Here is a 16,490-nt window from a genome sequence, read left to right as displayed (position 1 = left end):
CACCACGCCGGAGGACGGGCGTTCCTGCACGACAGCCTGCGGCTGCTCACCGACGCGCACCGCGCCTACGCCCGATCCGGTGATGCCGACCGCAGGTTGGCGAACCAGGCGTTCTACACCCGGCTCGACATCACCGACGACGAGCAGTTACGCCCCAGGCTGGCCGAGCCGTTCGCGACCATCATCCGCGAGAGCGGCAGCACCGCCGACGGTGACGACTCGGGTGCGGAGCATGAGCACGAGGGCAGAAACGACTTACGGGAACACACCACATCTTTCGATGTCGCGTGTTCCCGTAAGACACTTTGGGTGGAGGCAAGGGGACTCGAACCCCTAACCCCCTGCTTGCAAAGCAGGTGCGCTACCAATTGCGCCATGCCCCCGTGAGGACCGGTTAGTCCTCCGGTGCCGGCTCGACGCCGTCGGCGTCCTCCGGCAGGTCGTCCGTGGCCGTGGCCCAGACGTCCTTCCCCGCACTGTTCTCCCGCCAGAGACGCGCCCCGTAGGCGGCTGCCGCGGCGCCGACCACGAGGGCCACGCGTGCCAGTCGACCCATGGGAAGACCTCCGGAGACGAACGGAGCCCCAGCGGACCGGGGCTCTGTGTGGTGGGAGTGGGCGTACCAAGACTTGAACTTGGGACCTCTTCGTTATCAGCGAAGCGCTCTAACCGCCTGAGCTATACGCCCTCACCGTCGCTCACGGCTGACGCCGTTCACAACAGGAGATGACTGTACAGGAGCGCCGACGCCCCGCGCAAATCCGCGCGGGGCGTCGTCGAGGGTCTGCTCAGTCGTCCGTCAACGTGACGCCGAGGCCGCCCACGAGGCTCGCGCAGAGGTTGTAGAGCAGCGCGGCCACGGTGGCCAGGGCGGTCAGCAGGATGACGTTGACCACGGCCAGCACGGTGGCCAGCGAGGTCACGGTGCTCAGCGGGGCCAGGGACGCCACGGTGTAGCGCCCGGCCTCGGAGCCGAGCACGGTGCCGATCACGTCGTTGACCCTGTCGAAGATCCCGAGGACGTCGGACAGCGAGTACAGCGCCACCGCCGCCACCACCGTGAGGATGCCCAGCGCCACCGAGAGCAGGAACGCCAGCTTCAGCACGGACCACGGGTCCACCCGGGTCAGGACCAGGCGGGCGCGGCGCACCTTGGCCTTCGGGACGGCGCGGACCAGGTCCTCCTGCGAGGAGCCGCTGGCCTTGCGCACCGGGCGGCCGGACCGCGGCTCGGCGGCCTTCCCGGTGCTCCGCCCCTGGCCGGGACGCGACGACGCGGACGTGCTCACTGCTCTCCTCCGTCTGCACCCTCACCGGCGTCCTGCGTCAGGGCGTCCTCCGGTGCGGCTACGGGGTCGGTCGGGTCGATGTCTGCGTCCAAGGGTACATCCGGCCCCGCCTCGGCCTCGGCGTCCGCCTTCGCCTCCATCTCCTGCTCATTGTTCAGGGTGACGGCGACGATCCGGTCCCGCTTGTCCGGCTTGGCGAAGATCACGCCCATCGTGTCGCGGCCCTTGGCCGGCACGCCGGCGACGGAGGAGCGCACCACCTTGCCCGAGGCCATCACCACGAGGACCTCCTGGTCCTCGCGCACCACGAGACCGCCGGCGAGCTCGCCGCGGTCGTCCACGAGCTTGGCGACCTTGATGCCGAGGCCGCCGCGGTTCTGCAGGCGGTACTCGTCCACGTGGGTGCGCTTGGCGAAGCCGCCGTCCGTGACGGTGAAGACGTAGCCGTCCTCCTCCACCACGTCCATCGTCAGCAGGGAGTCGTCGTCGCGGAACTTCATGCCCGTCACGCCCGAGGTCGCGCGGCCCATGGGACGCAGCGCCTCGTCCGTGGCGGTGAACCGCAGGGACTGGCCCTTGTGCGAGATCAGGATGAGGTCGTCGTCGGGCGAGACCACGCGGGCCGAGACCAGCTCGTCCCCCTCGCGCAGCTTGATGGCGATCAGGCCGGCGGTGCGGTTCGTGTCGTAGTCCAGCAGCGGCGTCTTCTTCACGAGGCCGCCGCGCGTGGCGAGCACGAGGTACGGGGCCCGGCCGTAGTCCACGAGCGGCTGGATCTGGGCGATCCGCTCGTCCGGCTGGAACGCGAGCAGGTTGGCCACGTGCTGGCCCTTCGCGTCGCGGCCGGCCTCGAGCAGCTCGTACGTCTTGATCCGGTACACGCGGCCGAAGTTCGTGAAGAACAGCAGCCAGTGGTGCGTGGACACGGTGAGGAAGTGCTCGACGACGTCGTCGCCGCGCAGCGTCGCCCCGCGCACGCCCTTGCCACCGCGCGCCTGGGACCGGTACTGGTCGATCCGGGTGCGCTTGACGTAGCCGCCGCGGGTGATGGAGACGACCATCTCCTCCTCGGGGATCAGGTCCTCGATGGACATGTCGCCGTCGAAGCCGGCCATGATCTCGGTGCGGCGGTCGTCGCCGTGCTTGGCCACGATCTCGGCGAGCTCCTCGGAGATCACCTCGCGCTGACGCTGCGGGGACTCCAGGATCCGGTTGTACTCGGCGATCTTCGCCATGAGGTCGTCGTACTCGTCCTGGATCTTCTGGGACTCCAGGGCGGCGAGCTGGCGCAGCTGCATCTGCAGGATGGCCTGGGCCTGGACGTCGTCGATGTCCAGGAGCTCCTTGAGGGCCTCGCGGGCCACGTCCGCCGAGGCCGAGCGGCGGATGGTCGCGATGACCTCGTCCAGCATGTCCAGGGCCTTGAGCAGGCCGCGCAGGATGTGCGCGCGCTCCTCGGCCTTGCGCTTGCGGAACGCGGTGCGGCGCACGATCACGTCGATCTGGTGCTTCACCCAGTGGTGCACGAAGCCGTCCAGGGACAGGGTGCGCGGCACGCCGTCCACGAGCGCGAGCATGTTGGCCGAGAAGTTCGACTGCAGCTCGGTGTGCTTGTAGAGGTTGTTCAGCACCACCTTGGCGACGGCGTCTCGCTTGAGCACGATCACCAGGCGCTGGCCGGTGCGGCCGGAGGTCTCGTCGCGCATGTCCGCGATGCCGTTGATCTTGCCGTCCCGCACCATCTCCGCGATCTTCGCGGCGAGGTTGTCGGGGTTGGTCATGTAGGGCAGCTCGGTGACCACGAGGCACGTGCGGCCCTGGATCTCCTCCACGTTGACCACGGCGCGCATGGTGATGGGGCCGCGGCCGGTCCGGTAGACCTCCTCGATGCCCTTGCGGCCCAGGATCTGGGCGCCCGTGGGGAAGTCGGGGCCGTGCACGCGGGCCAGGAGCGCCTCGAGCAGCTCCTCGCGGGTGGCCTCGGGGTGCTCGAGGTACCACTGCACGCCCGCGGCCACCTCGCGCATGTTGTGCGGCGGGATGTTCGTGGCCATGCCGACGGCGATGCCCGAGGAGCCGTTGACCAGCAGGTTCGGGTACCGGGCGGGCAGGACGACGGGCTCCTGCTGCTTGCCGTCGTAGTTGTCCTGCATGTCGACGGTGTCCTCGTCGATGTCCCGGACCATCTCCATGGCCAGCGGGGCCATCTTGGTCTCGGTGTAGCGCTGGGCGGCCGCGCCGTCGTTGCCCGGGGAGCCGAAGTTGCCCTGGCCGAGCGCCAGCGGGTAGCGCTGGACCCAGTCCTGGATGAGGCGCACGAGGGCGTCGTAGATCGCGGTGTCGCCGTGCGGGTGGTAGTTGCCCATCACGTCGCCCACCACGCGGGCGGACTTGTTGAACGCGCGGTCCGGGCGGTAGCCGCCGTCGTACATCGCGTAGAGCACGCGACGGTGCACGGGCTTGAGGCCGTCGCGCACGTCCGGCAGCGCGCGGCCGACGATCACGGCCATCGCGTAGTCCAGGTACGAGCGCTTCATCTCCGACTCGAGGTCGACGGGCTCGACCTTGTCGGCGGCGCCCTCGGGAAGCACGTAGTGCTCGACCTCGATGTCCAGGCCGGTCTGCGGGGGCTGCGGGGTCGGGGCGCCCTCGACGGGCTCGTCCGGGGTCTGGGGGGTGGTCTCGTCGCTCACGCGGGTCCTCTCGTGCTCCCCTTGACGGCGGGGAGGGTGGTCGGCTCAGGCAGGTCTGCGGGTCCGGCTCAGACGTCCAGGAAGCGGATGTCCTTGGCGTTCTGCTGGATGAAGGTGCGGCGGGACTCCACGTCCTCGCCCATGAGCATGGAGAAGACGGCGTCCGCGGCGGCGGCGTCCTCCATGGTCACCTGCAGCAGGGTGCGGTGCTCCGGATCCATGGTGGTGTCCCAGAGCTCCTGGTAGTTCATCTCGCCCAGGCCCTTGTAGCGCTGCACGCCGTTGTCCTTGGGGTAGCGCCAGCCCTTGGCCAGGCCGGCCTCGACGGCGGCGTCGCGCTCCTCGTCCGAGAACACGTAGTCGTGCGGGGCATTGGACCACTTGATGCGGTACAGCGGCGGCTGCGCGAGGAACACGTGGCCGGCCTCGATGAGCGGGCGCATGTACCGGAACAGCACGGTCAGCAGCAGCGTGGTGATGTGCTGACCGTCCACGTCCGCGTCCGCCATGAGCACGATCTTGTGGTACCGCAGCTTGGAGATGTCGAACTCCTCGCCGATGTTGGTGCCGAACGCCGTGATCATAGACTGGATCTCGGCGTTGCCGAGGGCCTTGTCCAGGCGGGCGCGCTCCACGTTCAGGATCTTGCCGCGCAGCGGCAGGATGGCCTGCGTCTCCGGGTTGCGGCCCTGCTTGGCCGAGCCGCCGGCGGAGTCGCCCTCCACGATGTACACCTCGCAGCGCGCGGGGTCCTTCGAGGAGCAGTCGGCCAGCTTGCCGGGCATGCCGAAGGACTCCAGCGGGGACTTGCGGCGCGCGTTGTCCCGGGCCTTGCGGGCGGCCAGGCGGGCGTGCGAGGCCATGATGGCCTTGCGGATGATCTCCTTGGCCGGGCCCGGATTGCGCTCGAACCAGTCGCCGAGGTGGTCCGTGACCGCCTTGGACACGAACCCGCGGGCCTCGGAGTTGCCGAGCTTGGTCTTGGTCTGGCCCTCGAACTGCGGCTCGGAGAGCTTCACGGAGATCACGGCGGTCAGGCCCTCGCGGATGTCCTCGCCCGTGAGGTTGTCCTCCTTGGGTTTGAGGATCTCCTTCTCCCGCGCGTAGCGGTTGACCAGGGAGGTCAGCGCGGCGCGGAAGCCCTCCTCGTGGGTGCCGCCCTCGTGGGTGTTGATCGTGTTCGCGTAGGTGTGCACGGACTCCGAGTAGGCGGAGGTCCACTGCATGGCCACCTCGACGGCCATGGAGCGGCCGTCCGAGACGTCCTCGGCCTCGAACGCGATGACGTCGTCGTGGACGTACTCGACCTTCTTGGCGGAGTTGAGGTGCTGGACGTAGTCGAGCAGGCCGTTCTCGTACAGGTAGGTGACGGAGCGGCGCTGGGGTTCCTGCTCCGCGTCCTCCGCCAGGCCGTTCTCCGCGACGTCTTCACCGGCGGCGCCCTCGCCCGCGATCTCGTCGTCGACGACCTCGTTGGACTCCTGGACGCGCTCGTCCGTGAGGGTGATGCGCAGGCCCCTGTTGAGGAAGGCCATCTGCTGGAAGCGGGCGCGCAGGGTCTCGTAGTCGAACTCGATCGAGTCGAAGATCGCCGGGTCCGGGTAGAACGTCTGCACGGTGCCCGTGGCGTCCGTGGCCTCCCCCTTCACCAGCTCGCCCTGGGGCACGCCGCCGTCCGCGAAGGACAGGCGCCACACGTGCCCCTGACGGCGGACCTCGGTGTCCACGCGGCGGGAGAGCGCGTTGACCACGGAGATGCCCACGCCGTGCAGGCCGCCCGAGACGGCGTAGCCGCCACCGCCGAACTTGCCGCCGGCGTGCAGGATCGTCATGACGACCTCGACGGTCGGCCTCCCCTCGGTGGGGTGCAGGTCCACGGGGATGCCGCGGCCGTCGTCCGCCACGCGCACGCCGCCGTCGGCCTGCAGCGTGACGTCGATGCCGGTGGCGTAGCCGGCCAGCGCCTCGTCCACGGAGTTGTCCACGACCTCGTACACGAGGTGATGCAGGCCCCGCGGCCCGGTGGAGCCGATGTACATGCCGGGGCGCTTGCGGACGGCCTCGAGGCCCTCGAGCACGGTGATGGCGCTGGCGCCGTACTCACCGGGCACCTTCCGGTCCTTCACCGGGGCCTCGGGCTGCCCGACGGCGTCCGGCACGGCCTCCGGGTTCGGCGCGGCCGACGCGGCGGTCGGCTCCTCCGCGGGGTTCTCGGGCATGGCGTCAACCACGGGTGGCTCACTTCCTCGGACGTCGGCGGCAGGGTCGACCCGCGCGCAGGCGCGCGCCGCCGCCCGGACATAACCGGCACGCGACACGCTCCCGCAGATCCACGGGGGCGGGGGACGGACGAAGGCCGGCCCCTTTCACTGGTCCCAGTGTACCGCCTGGCACCCCGAGGGCCCGCATCGACGGGGGTCCGCCGCGGGAGAACACCCGCTCAGCGGCCAGGGACACGGCTCAGGACGTGCGCAGGAGACCGCCCATGCCTCCCGGGCCGTCACCGACCCTGTGAGCGCGCCAGAGCGGCGCCCATGGCCTCGCCGCGTCCGGGACGCCGTCGGGCGGCGCGGAGGCGGCCACGGACTCAGCCGTAGGTGTCGCGCGGCCCGCGGCCGCCGCGCACGGTGCGCGGCCCCTTGCGCCAGCTCGGGGCCTGCGGCCCCGCCACCTCGATGCGGGTCACGACGCCGGGCCCGAGCGCCTCGTCGAAGCGCTGCAGGAGCACGGGGCTCATCAGGCGCAGCTGCGTGGCCCACGCGGTGGAGCTCGTCCGGACCCGCACCACGGAGTCCTCGAAGCTCTCCGGGCGGCAGTGCAGCGCGATCTCCGGCCCCACCAGCTCGGCCCAGCGGGTGAGCACGGAGCCGACCGCCACGGGGGTGGACCAGCCGCGGTCGCGGATGAGCCGGCCGAACACGGTGGACACCGTGGCCGGGTCCCGGTCCGCACCCCCGAACGGGCGCCGACGGTCCTGCCGCTCCCGGCCGGCCGTCGTCGTGCCCGCCATGGCCCCGGCCAGGCCCGCGCCCGTCCCCCGCGCCCGCAGCGGCGCCTCGCCCCGCTCCCGGGCGGCCTCGCGGACCCGACGCAGCTGCACGAGCGCCAGGTCCGGCCGGTCCGGCTCGAACGGGGCGGGGGTCTCAGCCATCGGCGCCGCCCTTGCGCCGGGGCTCGCGGATGTCGCCCTCCACGGGGGCCGCGGCGGCCACGGCCTCGGAGCCCTCCGCGTCCTGGCGGATGAGCACGCGGTGGGCCGTGAGCTCCTCGGGGACGTCCTCGAGCGCGGCGGCCGTGACGATCACCTGCTCGGCCCGGTGCACGAGCGCGGCGAGGCGGCGGCGACGGGCGGCGTCGAGCTCCGCGAACACGTCGTCCAGGATCAGGACGGGGCGGGCGTCGGGGTCCGGGTCGTCCGCCACGAGCACGTCGTAGGCCGCCATGCGCAGGGCGAGCGCCAGCGACCACGTCTCCCCGTGGGAGGCGTAGCCGCGCGCGGGCGCCGGGCCCAGGAAGAGGGCGAGCTCGTCCCGGTGCGGGCCCACCAGGGTGAGCGCCCGCGCCCGCTCCTCCTCCCGCTGGGCCTCGAGCGTCCGGCGCATGTCCGCGGCCAGGTCCGCCACGGCCGGGACCTCCGCGTGGGTGCCGCGGGCCAGCGGGACGGTGGACTCGTAGGCGTAGGCCGCCGCCTTGGAGCCGTTGGTCAGTGCGGCGTACATCTCCTGGAGGGGGCGGGCCAGCAGGCGCAGCACGTGCAGGCGGCCGTGGAGCAGGCGGGCGCCGGCGGCGCAGAGGTGCTCGTCCCAGACGGCGAGGGTCGCGTCCTCCTCGGGGCCCCAGCGGCGAGAGCCGCGGCTCGACTTGAGCAGGGCGTTGCGCTGGCGCAGCACGCGTTCGTAGTCGGCGGCGGCCTCGCCGAGGGCCGGACGCAGCTGCACCATGAGCTGGTCGAGGAGACGACGGCGGCCGCCCGGCTCCCCCGTCACGAGGCTCAGGTCCTCCGGGGCGAAGACCACGGTGCGCAGGATCCCGAGGCCCTCCTTCGCCCGCACGGGGGCGCCGCGGTTGATGGCCACCCGGTTGGACCGGCCCGGCAGGATCTCCAGCTCGAGGGCGACGGCGCGCGATCCGCGGTGCACGCGCCCGGCGATCCGGGCCCGGTCCCGGCCGAAGCGCACGAGCTGCGCGTCCGAGCTGACCCGGTGCGACTGCTGGGCGCCGAGGTAGCCGATCGCCTCCACGAGGTTGGTCTTGCCCACCCCGTTGGCCCCGAGCAGCACCGTGGACCCCGGCGTCAGCTCCAGGTCGGCCCAGCGGTAGGACCGGAAGTCCGCGACGGTGAGGTGGGACAGGTACACGGGAGCGTCCAGCCCCCTGCGTCAGGCGATGCGCACCGGCATCACGAGGTAGCGGTAGTCGGAGACGACGCCGTCCTCCTGGTTCACGCCGGTGAGCAGGGCGGGCTTGGGCGCGGACGTGAACGCGAAGCGCACCTGCGGCTGGTCCACCACGGCCAGGCCCTCGGAGAGGTAGGACGGGTTGAACGCCACGGTGATGTCCTCGCCCTCGAGCGTGCACGGCACGGACTCGTTGGCGCTCGCGTCGTCGCCGGTGCCGGCGTCCAGGGTGACCTGGCCGTCCGTGAACACCATGCGCAGGGCGGTGTTGCGCTCGGCCACGAGGGCCACGCGGCGGGACGCCTCGACCAGGGCGGCGGTGTCCACCACGGCCTGGATGGGGCTGGACTCGGGGAAGAGCGAGCGGATCTTGGGGTACTCGCCGTCCACAAGCACGGAGGTGGTGCGGCGGCCGCCGGAGGCGAAGCCCACGAGGTCGGCGGTCTGGCCGAGCAGGATCTCCAGGTCGCCGCCGGAGCCGAGGGACTTGGCGACCTCGGTGAGCGTGCGCGCCTTGATGAGCAGCGACGTCGAGAGGGACGGGTCCGCCGGGGTCCAGCGAATCTCCTTCATGGCCAGCCGGTAGCGGTCCGTGGCCAGGAAGGTCATGGTGTCGCCCTCGATCTCCACCTTCACGGCGGTGAGGATCGGCAGGGTGTCGTCCTTGGAGGCGGCGACGGTGACCTGGGCGACGGCGTGGGCGAACGCGGCCCCGTCCACGGTGCCCGCGGGGGCCGGCAGCTCGGGCAGGGCCGGGTAGTCGCCCACGGGCATCGTGGCCAGGGCGAAGCGGGAGGAGCGGCAGGTGACGAGCACCTTGCCGCCGTCGAGCTCCACCGTGACCTGGGCCTGCGGCAGGGAGCGGACGATGTCGTTCAGCAGGCGGCCGGAGACGAGCACCTGGCCCGCGGTCTCGACGTCGGCCTCGATCTCCAGGCGCGCGGAGGTCTCGTAGTCGAAGCTCGCGATGGACACGACGCCGGCCTCGGCCGTGATCAGCAGGCCCGAGAGCACCGGCACCGGCGGGCGCGGGGACAGGGAGCGGGCGGCCCAGGAGACGGCGTCGGTGAGGATGTCGCGTTCGACGGTGAACTTCACGAGCTGCACTGCCTCTCTGGGGGTGATGACGGGGGTTGCGGGCCCGGGGGGAACGGCGACACGCGGGCCTCAGCATAGGCGGTCCGCGCGGCGGGTGTCAGGTCGCAGACGAATGACAGCGGTGTGATTCCACGGATCTCGGGCGCCCGGGCGCAGCCCGGGCCCTCGAGGCGCTCAGCTCGGTGCGGGACGGCGGAGTTGATGTTGCTTGGCGGGATCTCTCCAGAGGGATCAGAAGGAGTGGTAGCGGGTGTGGATCCTGTGGAGAACGCCGTTCTGCCGCGGCACCATGCGGATCCGGTTGGGGGAACCGTGTGGACGCCCGCTCGTTCGGGGTGTGCATCCGATGTGGACGGGCCTCGGAGGCCCTCCCCCCGCTCTGCACAGGCCCGACCGGGGTTGTCCAGACTCGTCCCCGGATCCACCCCCCAGTTGTCCACATTCCTGTCCACAGGGTGCGTCCACACCCGTCGAAACCCGCGACATCATGCGGTTTTCGGCTGTGGAGATCTGTGGATACGTGTGGACCATCGAATGACACCCGTGTGATTCACCAGCCTGGGCATCGTCGTCGTCCCCAGGGGTGTGGACGCGGCGTGAGCGGCCTGATTCCGCCATCCACAGGGGCGGAGGTTGTCCACAGCACCGGGGGTTCTCCACAGAGTTGTCCACACCGGTGGACAATGTGGAAGAAGGCTCGAGTCCCGGTCGAAGGTTCGAACCGGGACTCGAGGGTGGGACAGCGGGTGGCTCAGGCGCCGCGCTGCTTCCGCTTGATCTCGTTGGTGAGCTCGGTGACCTGGTTGTAGATCGTCCGCCGCTCGGCCATCAGCTCGCGGATCTTGCGGTCCGCGTGGATGACGGTGGTGTGGTCGCGGCCGCCCAGGACCTGACCGATCTTGGGCAGCGACATCTCGGTCAGCTCGCGCAGCAGGTACATGGCGATCTGCCGCGCCGTCACCAGCGTGCGGGTGCGGGACTTGCTGGTCAGCTCCTCGAGGGTGAGATTGAAGTACTCCCCCGTGGCGTGCAGGATCAGCTCCGGGGTGATCTCGTGCGCCGTCTCGTCCGTGATCAGGTCCTTGAGCACATGCTCGGCCAGCTCGATGTCCACGGTCTGCCGGTTGAGCGAGGCGAACGCGGTCACGCGGATCAGCGCGCCCTCGAGCTCGCGGATGTTCGTGGAGATGCGCGAGGCGATGTACTCCAGCGCCTCCGGCGGGGCCACGAGCCCCTCGGCCTCCGCCTTCTTCCGGAGGATCGCGATGCGCGTCTCGAGGTCCGGCGGCTGGATGTCCGTGATCAGCCCCCACTCGAAGCGGGAGCGCAGCCGGTCCTCGAACCCGGAGAGCTGCTTGGGCGGCAGGTCCGAGGTGATGACCACCTGCTTGTTGTTGTTGTAGAGCGTGTTGAAGGTGTGGAAGAACTCCTCGACCGTCGCCTCCTTGTCCGCCAGGAACTGGATGTCGTCGATCAGCAGGATGTCCACGTTGCGGTAGACCTGCTTGAACGAGGCGCCCTCGTCGTGGCGGATGGAGTTGATGAAGTCGTTGGTGAACTCCTCCGAGTTCACGTACCGCACCCGCAGGCCCGGGTAGAGGCGACGGGCGTAGTGCCCGATCGCGTGCAGCAGGTGCGTCTTGCCCAGGCCGGACTCGCCGTAGATGAACAGCGGGTTGTACGCCTTCGCCGGCGCCTCGGCCACCGCGTTCGCGGCGGCGTGCGCGAACCGGTTGGACGAGCCGATCACGAACGTCTCGAAGTGGTAGCGGTCGTTGAGGCGGCTGGTCTCCGCGGACGTCGACGGCGGCGCGGGGGTCGGCTTGCCGTTCCCGCTCGGGGCCGCGGTCGCAGCGGGCGCGACGTCGGCCGGCGGCTCGATGCGGAAGCCCGGCAGCTCCTCGGCGACGGCGCGGCGGGAGGTGGCGGCGGTCGCGGCCGGGGGCAGCTCGACGTCCGGCACCGCGGCGGCGGCCGGTCCGCCCGCGAGGGAGGAGCGGCGGGCCTCGGACGAGGGGGTCCGCGGCGGCTGCAGGTTCGCGTCGATCGAGATGGCCAGCAGGATCTCCTCGCGGAACTCCTTGGTCAGGGCGTCCGTGAGGGCGTCGGCCACCTGGGTGCCCTGGAGCGTCTCGCGGGTGGTCTCGTTCGGCACGGCCAGCAGGAGCGTGTTGCCGATGAGGCCCTGCGGCTGGGCCAGGTAGACGAAGCCCATGAGGCGGGCGCTGACCCGCGCGTCGTCCTCGAGGGAGCCCACGACGGAGCGCCACGAGCTGAGCACGGCCTGGTCTGCCACCACGGAGGCTTCCTTTCCTGGGGCAGACGTCCCCGAGGACGGGGGCGGCTGCGCGAGACGGACGACGGTGCTCGGAGTCTAACGGTTGTCCACAGGGTTGTGCACAGACGGTGGACAACCCCTATCATCCTGTGGACGACCGTCCCGGGCGCCCACGGGCGTCCGGGATCCGCGCGCACCCGTTTGACCCCTGCGTACCCCGGCCACTAGAGTTGTCTGGTCCCCCGGGTGTCGGTTGATCGTGCCCGCCGGGGATTTCATGTCAGAGCCTCACCGGTCCTTCCCCCTGGTCCACCTGCTCAGGTCGACGGTCGAAGGCACACAACACGTCGTGGAGAGATCACAGTGACCAAGCGCACGTTCCAGCCCAACAACCGCCGTCGTGCCCGCAAGCACGGCTTCCGTGCCCGCATGCGCACCCGCGCCGGCCGCGCCATCCTGTCCGCTCGCCGCGGCAAGAACCGCGCCGAGCTGTCCGCCTGAGGACCTCGGTCCAGGGACGGCGCGCCCCGTGCTGCCCCGTGACCGTCGCGTCCGCACGCCCGCGGAGTTCCGTCACCTCGGTCGCACCGGCACCCGCGCGGGTCGGCGCACCGTCGTGGTGAGCGTCGCCACGGACCCCGATCAGACCCGGTCCACGTCGCCGAGCGCCCCTCGGCCGCGGGCCGGGTTCGTCGTGTCCAAGGCCGTGGGGAACGCGGTGACCCGCAACCGGGTGAAGCGGCGGCTGCGCGCCGTCGTCGCGGATCAGATGCGCCTGCCCCCGCTGCGCGACCTGCCGGTTCTGGTGCAGGTCCGCGCGCTGCCGGCCGCCGCCGAGGCGGACTACGCGCTGCTGCGCCGCGAGACCGTCGGCGCGCTCGGCAAGGCCCTGAAGCCGCATCTGCCCGCCGCCTCGGAGCCCGCGTAGATGACCGTCACGCCCTCGCCCTTCGTCGTGCTCGAGCCCTCCCGTGAGTGGGGGCCGCTGCGCGCGCTGCCGTCCGCCCTGCTGGCCGGCCTGCTCACGGTCTATCGGGCCGTGGTCTCCCCGCTGTACGGACCCGTGTGCCGGTTCTTCCCCAGCTGCTCCGCCTACGGGCTGGAGGCCGTGCACGTGCACGGCGCGGTCAAGGGGTCGTGGCTCGCCGCGCGGCGCATCGGCCGGTGCCATCCCTGGAACGACGGCGGCGTGGACCCGGTCCCGCCCGGGCACCGACGCTGGCCGCCGGGCCGGCAGCCGCGCATCCTCACCCTGAACCACCCTCCCATCCCACCTGATCTCCCGCAGGAGGATTGACCCCCATGTTCGAAGCCATCCTCTCCCCGTTCCGCTGGCTGATGTCCTGGCTGCTCGGGGCGTTCCACAGCATCCTGGAGTTTGCGGGCCTGCCCGCGGACTCCGGCTGGACGTGGGCCCTGTCCATCCTCCTGCTGGTGGTGCTCATCCGCACCCTGCTGATCCCGCTGTTCGTCAAGCAGATCAAGGCGCAGCGCGCCATGCAGGCCATCCAGCCCGAGCTGCAGAAGCTGCAGGCCAAGTACAAGGGCAAGAAGGACCAGCTCTCCCGCCAGGCCATGGCCATGGAGCAGCAGGCGCTCATGAAGGAGCACAAGGCGAACCCGTTCGCCGCCTGCCTGCCGCTGCTGATCCAGATGCCGTTCTTCTTCGCGCTCTACCAGGTGCTGATCGGCGCCCGCGGCGCGGCGGAGCGCGGCGAGGCCATGGACGCCCTGTCCGCGGACCAGATCCGCTCCTTCGAGGGCTCCACGATCTTCGGCGCCCGCATGTCGGACACCTTCATGAACTCGCTCGGCGCGCCGGGCAGCGGGCCCGTGATCGTCACGGCGATCGTGCTGATCCTGCTCATGTCGGGCTCGATGTTCTTCATGCAGAAGATGCTCATGACGAAGAACATGACGCAGCAGGCCCTCTCCGGGCCCATGATGCAGACGCAGCAGATCATGCTCTACGCCATGCCCCTGATCTTCGGCATCGGCGGCATCAACTTCCCGATCGGCGTGCTCCTGTACTGGACCTACTCCAACTTCTGGGCCGTCGGCCAGCAGTGGTGGATCATCCGCAACAACCCGACCCCGGGCTCCCTCGCCGAGAAGGAGCTCAACGAGCGCCGCGCCGCCAAGGGCCTGCCCCCCGTGGGCCAGAAGGTGTCGAACGCCGAGGCCACGCCCTCGTCCGCGCACACCCAGGCGGGCCGCGGCGGTGCCGTGCTGAACGGTGAGGTCGTCCGCCAGTCGGGTCAGCGCGTCCAGCCCCAGCGCAAGAACCGCAGGAGGAAGTGAGCATGTCCGCCGAGAACGTGACCCCGGCCCCCGAGGCCGAGGACGCCGTCGTCGAGACCCCCGTGGGCCAGGGCTCTCGCGTCGCGGAGCAGGACGGTGCCGCCGTCTCGGAGGCGGTGCGCCGCCTCGAGGAGGAGGGCGACGTCGCCGCGGACTACGTCGAGGAGCTGCTCGACATCGCGGACCTGGACGGGGACATCGACATCGAGGTCCGCGACGGGCGCACGTACGTGTCCGTCGTCTCCGAGGACCACGATGAGCGCCTGGACGGCCTCGTCGGCCCCGACGGCCGCACCCTGGAGGCCCTGCAGGAGCTCGTCCGGCTGGCCGTGCTCGCCGCCACGGGGCACCGCTCCCGGCTGATCCTGGACGTCTGCGGGCACCGGGAGCGCCGCAACGTCGCCCTGCGCACCGCCGCCCAGGCGGCCGTCGAGCGCGTCCGCGCCGGCGAGGGTCCCGTGCACCTCGAGCCCATGGGCGCGTACGAGCGCAAGATCGTCCACGACGTCGTCGCGGACGCCGGCCTGACCTCCGAGTCGGAGGGCGAGGGCGCCCGCCGGCACGTGGTCATCTCCGCCGATGACTGAGCGGGGCTCGGCCTACGAGCGGCGCCCCGGGCTGGATCCGCAGGACCGGGGCGACCGCCCCGCGCCCGTGGGGCAGCCGGCGCCGCCGCTGACCGACGCGCTGCGGCCGGCCGCCGTCGAGCTGTTCGGCGAGGCCCTCCCCCGGGCCGAGGCATACGTGGCCCACCTGGCGGACACCGGCATCGAGTGGGGCCTGATCGGCCCGCGCGAGGCACCCCGTCTCTGGGAGCGCCACGTCCTGAACTGCGCCGTGGTCGAGGAGCTCCTCCCGCAGGGCGCGCTCGTGGCCGACGTCGGCTCCGGCGCGGGCCTGCCCGGCCTGTGCCTCGCGCTCGCGCGCCCCGACTGCCAGTTCCTGCTCATCGAGCCGCTCGAGCGGCGCGTGGAGTGGCTGGACAGGGTGGTCGCCGACCTCGGCCTGGAGAACGTGGACGTGATCCGCGGCCGTGCCGAGCAGGTCTCCGGGAACCTCGACGTCGACGTCGTGACCGCCCGCGCCGTGTCCGCGCTGAAGACCCTCGTGCCGCTGGCCATGCCGATGCTGCAGGGCGCCGGGGAGCTGCTGGCCATCAAGGGCCGCTCCGCGGCCGACGAGATCGCCGCCGCCCGCAAGGTCCTGCGCAAGTATGGTGGTGCCGAGCCCGAGATCCTCACGGTGGGCGAGGGCCTGCTGCCCGAGACCACCACCGTCGTGCGCGTCAGCGCGCGTCCCCGCTGACCCCTCCCCCACCGGGACGGGACGGGCCGGGCGGCAGCAGATCCGCACACCCGCGACCCAGGAGGTAGAGCCGCATGGCGCAGGAGCAGGAGAGCCGGGGTGGGGCCTGGAGGGCCCTGCGCCAGAAGTGGACCGGCCGGACCGCCGAGAAGGGCGGCGCCGACGCCGAGGAGCCCGCGCGGCTCCAGCGTCGCCGTCTGACGCGCCCCGACCGCACCCGCGTGTTCACGACGTCCAACCAGAAGGGCGGCGTCGGCAAGACGACGACGACGGTCAACCTGGCCGCGGCCCTCGCCCGCGCGGGCATGCGGGTGATGGTGGTGGACATCGACCCGCAGGGCAATGCGTCCACCGCGCTGAACATCCCCCACACCGGAGACGTGGCCTCCGTGTACGACGTGCTCCTGGGCGAGATGGAGATCCAGGACGTGGTGCAGGACGCCCCGGACGTAGATGGCCTTCAGGTGGTGCCCGCGACCATCGACCTGGCCGGTGCCGAGATCGAGCTGGTCTCCCTGGTGGCCCGCGAACAGCGACTGTCGCGGGCTCTCGAGGCGTACACCGCCTGGCGCGAGGAGGTCGGGCAGGAGCGGCTGGACTACGTGTTCATCGACTGCCCGCCGTCCCTGGGCCTGCTGACGGTCAACGCGTTCGTGGCGGCCGAGGAGGTGCTCATCCCGATCCAGGCCGAGTACTACGCCCTCGAGGGCCTCTCGCAGCTGCTCAAGAACGTGCAGATGATCCAGAAACACCTGAACCCGCGCCTCCAGGTGAGCACCATCCTGCTGACGATGTTCGACGCGCGGACCAACCTCGCCGTGCAGGTGGCGGAGGAGGTCCGGACGCACTTCCCGGAGCAGCTGCTGAACACCGCGATCCCCCGCAACGTCCGCATCTCCGAGGCCCCCAGCTATCAGCAGACGGTGCTGACCTACGACCCGACCTCGGCCGGCGCCGTGGCGTACCGGGAGGCGGCCGCGGAGATCGCCGGCCGCGGTGCGCCGACGGCCCTGAAGGGCTGACGCCCAGGCGGCCGCTGCGGTGGTCGCCGGGTGGCGCTGCTGACGACGACGAAGCCCGCCGGAGGGAGCGACCCCCCGGCGGGCTTCGTCGTGAGTGAGCGTGGCCC

General features: G+C 71.4%; 15 protein-coding genes and 2 tRNA genes. 7 read left to right on the top strand and 10 right to left on the bottom strand.

Annotation, left to right across the window (positions count from 1 at the left end; all coding sequences use genetic code 11):
• Window positions 1–310: 310 nt before the first annotated feature.
• From KVS67_RS10460 to dnaA, 10 genes are all read right to left on the bottom strand, one after another.
• Window positions 311–383 (bottom strand) — tRNA-Ala (locus tag KVS67_RS10460).
• A gap of 11 nt (window positions 384–394) precedes the next feature.
• On the bottom strand, window positions 395–556 hold the full coding sequence (locus tag KVS67_RS10455; RefSeq protein ID WP_010079767.1) for a hypothetical protein: 162 nt from the start codon (window positions 554–556) through the stop codon (window positions 395–397).
• A 58-nt stretch (window positions 557–614) separates the two neighbouring features.
• Window positions 615–688, bottom strand: a tRNA-Ile gene (locus KVS67_RS10450).
• Between the two features lie 100 nt (window positions 689–788).
• Window positions 789–1,289, bottom strand: coding sequence for a DUF3566 domain-containing protein (locus KVS67_RS10445; RefSeq protein ID WP_010079768.1), 501 nt, complete (start codon window positions 1,287–1,289; stop codon window positions 789–791).
• Window positions 1,286–3,982 (bottom strand): DNA gyrase subunit A, encoded by a 2,697-nt coding sequence (gene gyrA, locus KVS67_RS10440; RefSeq protein ID WP_080981672.1) that lies wholly within the window; start codon window positions 3,980–3,982, stop codon window positions 1,286–1,288. Before gyrA ends, KVS67_RS10445 begins: the two co-directional genes overlap by 4 nt.
• Window positions 3,983–4,050: 68 nt before the next feature.
• A complete protein-coding gene (gene gyrB / locus KVS67_RS10435; protein ID WP_368669049.1) occupies window positions 4,051–6,213 on the bottom strand; it encodes a DNA topoisomerase (ATP-hydrolyzing) subunit B in 2,163 nt (720 codons plus the stop codon).
• A 356-nt stretch (window positions 6,214–6,569) separates the two neighbouring features.
• On the bottom strand, window positions 6,570–7,133 hold the full coding sequence (locus KVS67_RS10430; protein WP_063189289.1) for a DUF721 domain-containing protein: 564 nt from the start codon (window positions 7,131–7,133) through the stop codon (window positions 6,570–6,572).
• Window positions 7,126–8,340 (bottom strand): DNA replication/repair protein RecF, encoded by a 1,215-nt coding sequence (recF, locus tag KVS67_RS10425; protein WP_063189287.1) that lies wholly within the window; start codon window positions 8,338–8,340, stop codon window positions 7,126–7,128. The genes KVS67_RS10430 and recF overlap by 8 nt, the downstream gene beginning before the upstream one ends.
• A 21-nt stretch (window positions 8,341–8,361) precedes the next feature.
• On the bottom strand, window positions 8,362–9,477 hold the full coding sequence (gene dnaN, locus KVS67_RS10420; RefSeq protein ID WP_002856446.1) for a DNA polymerase III subunit beta: 1,116 nt from the start codon (window positions 9,475–9,477) through the stop codon (window positions 8,362–8,364).
• A 751-nt stretch (window positions 9,478–10,228) separates the two neighbouring features.
• Complete coding sequence (dnaA, locus tag KVS67_RS10415) at window positions 10,229–11,776, bottom strand: chromosomal replication initiator protein DnaA (RefSeq protein WP_044659943.1); 1,548 nt, start codon at window positions 11,774–11,776, stop codon at window positions 10,229–10,231.
• A gap of 342 nt (window positions 11,777–12,118) precedes the next feature.
• Between dnaA and rpmH the strand changes: the two genes are divergently transcribed.
• The 7 genes from rpmH (at window position 12,119) to KVS67_RS10380 (ending at window position 16,383) form a co-directional block, all read left to right on the top strand.
• Window positions 12,119–12,256 (top strand): 50S ribosomal protein L34, encoded by a 138-nt coding sequence (gene rpmH, locus KVS67_RS10410; RefSeq protein ID WP_002856443.1) that lies wholly within the window; start codon window positions 12,119–12,121, stop codon window positions 12,254–12,256.
• A 28-nt stretch (window positions 12,257–12,284) separates the two neighbouring features.
• A complete protein-coding gene (gene rnpA, locus KVS67_RS10405) occupies window positions 12,285–12,683 on the top strand; it encodes a ribonuclease P protein component (protein WP_020628391.1) in 399 nt (132 codons plus the stop codon).
• Window positions 12,684–13,052: a membrane protein insertion efficiency factor YidD gene (gene yidD, locus KVS67_RS10400; RefSeq protein WP_020628390.1), complete on the top strand. Its 369-nt coding sequence runs from the start codon at window positions 12,684–12,686 to the stop codon at window positions 13,050–13,052.
• A gap of 5 nt (window positions 13,053–13,057) precedes the next feature.
• Window positions 13,058–14,056, top strand: a complete 999-nt coding sequence (yidC, locus tag KVS67_RS10395; protein WP_010079777.1) for a membrane protein insertase YidC — start codon at window positions 13,058–13,060, stop codon at window positions 14,054–14,056.
• A gap of 2 nt (window positions 14,057–14,058) precedes the next feature.
• On the top strand, window positions 14,059–14,643 hold the full coding sequence (locus tag KVS67_RS10390) for a R3H domain-containing nucleic acid-binding protein (RefSeq protein WP_043282880.1): 585 nt from the start codon (window positions 14,059–14,061) through the stop codon (window positions 14,641–14,643).
• On the top strand, window positions 14,636–15,361 hold the full coding sequence (gene rsmG, locus KVS67_RS10385) for a 16S rRNA (guanine(527)-N(7))-methyltransferase RsmG (protein WP_020628388.1): 726 nt from the start codon (window positions 14,636–14,638) through the stop codon (window positions 15,359–15,361). Before KVS67_RS10390 ends, rsmG begins: the two co-directional genes overlap by 8 nt.
• Before the next feature lie 74 nt (window positions 15,362–15,435).
• Entirely contained in the window at window positions 15,436–16,383 is a 948-nt protein-coding gene (locus tag KVS67_RS10380; RefSeq protein ID WP_063189285.1) for a ParA family protein, read from the top strand.
• Window positions 16,384–16,490 lie beyond the last annotated feature (107 nt).

The sequence above is a fragment of the Micrococcus sp. GbtcB5 genome (assembly GCF_019091605.1).
GTDB classification, from domain to species: Bacteria; Actinomycetota; Actinomycetes; order Actinomycetales; family Micrococcaceae; genus Micrococcus; species Micrococcus luteus.
This window is presented reverse-complemented; position numbering and strand designations above follow the sequence as displayed.

Excerpts from the sequence above, each read along its gene's own strand:
- KVS67_RS10455 (WP_010079767.1), bottom strand. The coding sequence starts at position 556 with ATGGGTCGACTGGCACGCGTGGCCCTCGTGGTCGGCGCCGCGGCAGCC.
- KVS67_RS10430 (WP_063189289.1), bottom strand. The coding sequence starts at position 7,133 with ATGGCTGAGACCCCCGCCCCGTTCGAGCCGGACCGGCCGGACCTGGCG.
- yidD (WP_020628390.1), top strand. The coding sequence starts at position 12,684 with ATGACCGTCACGCCCTCGCCCTTCGTCGTGCTCGAGCCCTCCCGTGAG.
- KVS67_RS10380 (WP_063189285.1), top strand. The coding sequence starts at position 15,436 with ATGGCGCAGGAGCAGGAGAGCCGGGGTGGGGCCTGGAGGGCCCTGCGC.
- KVS67_RS10390 (WP_043282880.1), top strand. The coding sequence starts at position 14,059 with ATGTCCGCCGAGAACGTGACCCCGGCCCCCGAGGCCGAGGACGCCGTC.
- yidC (WP_010079777.1), top strand. The coding sequence starts at position 13,058 with ATGTTCGAAGCCATCCTCTCCCCGTTCCGCTGGCTGATGTCCTGGCTG.
- rsmG (WP_020628388.1), top strand. The coding sequence starts at position 14,636 with ATGACTGAGCGGGGCTCGGCCTACGAGCGGCGCCCCGGGCTGGATCCG.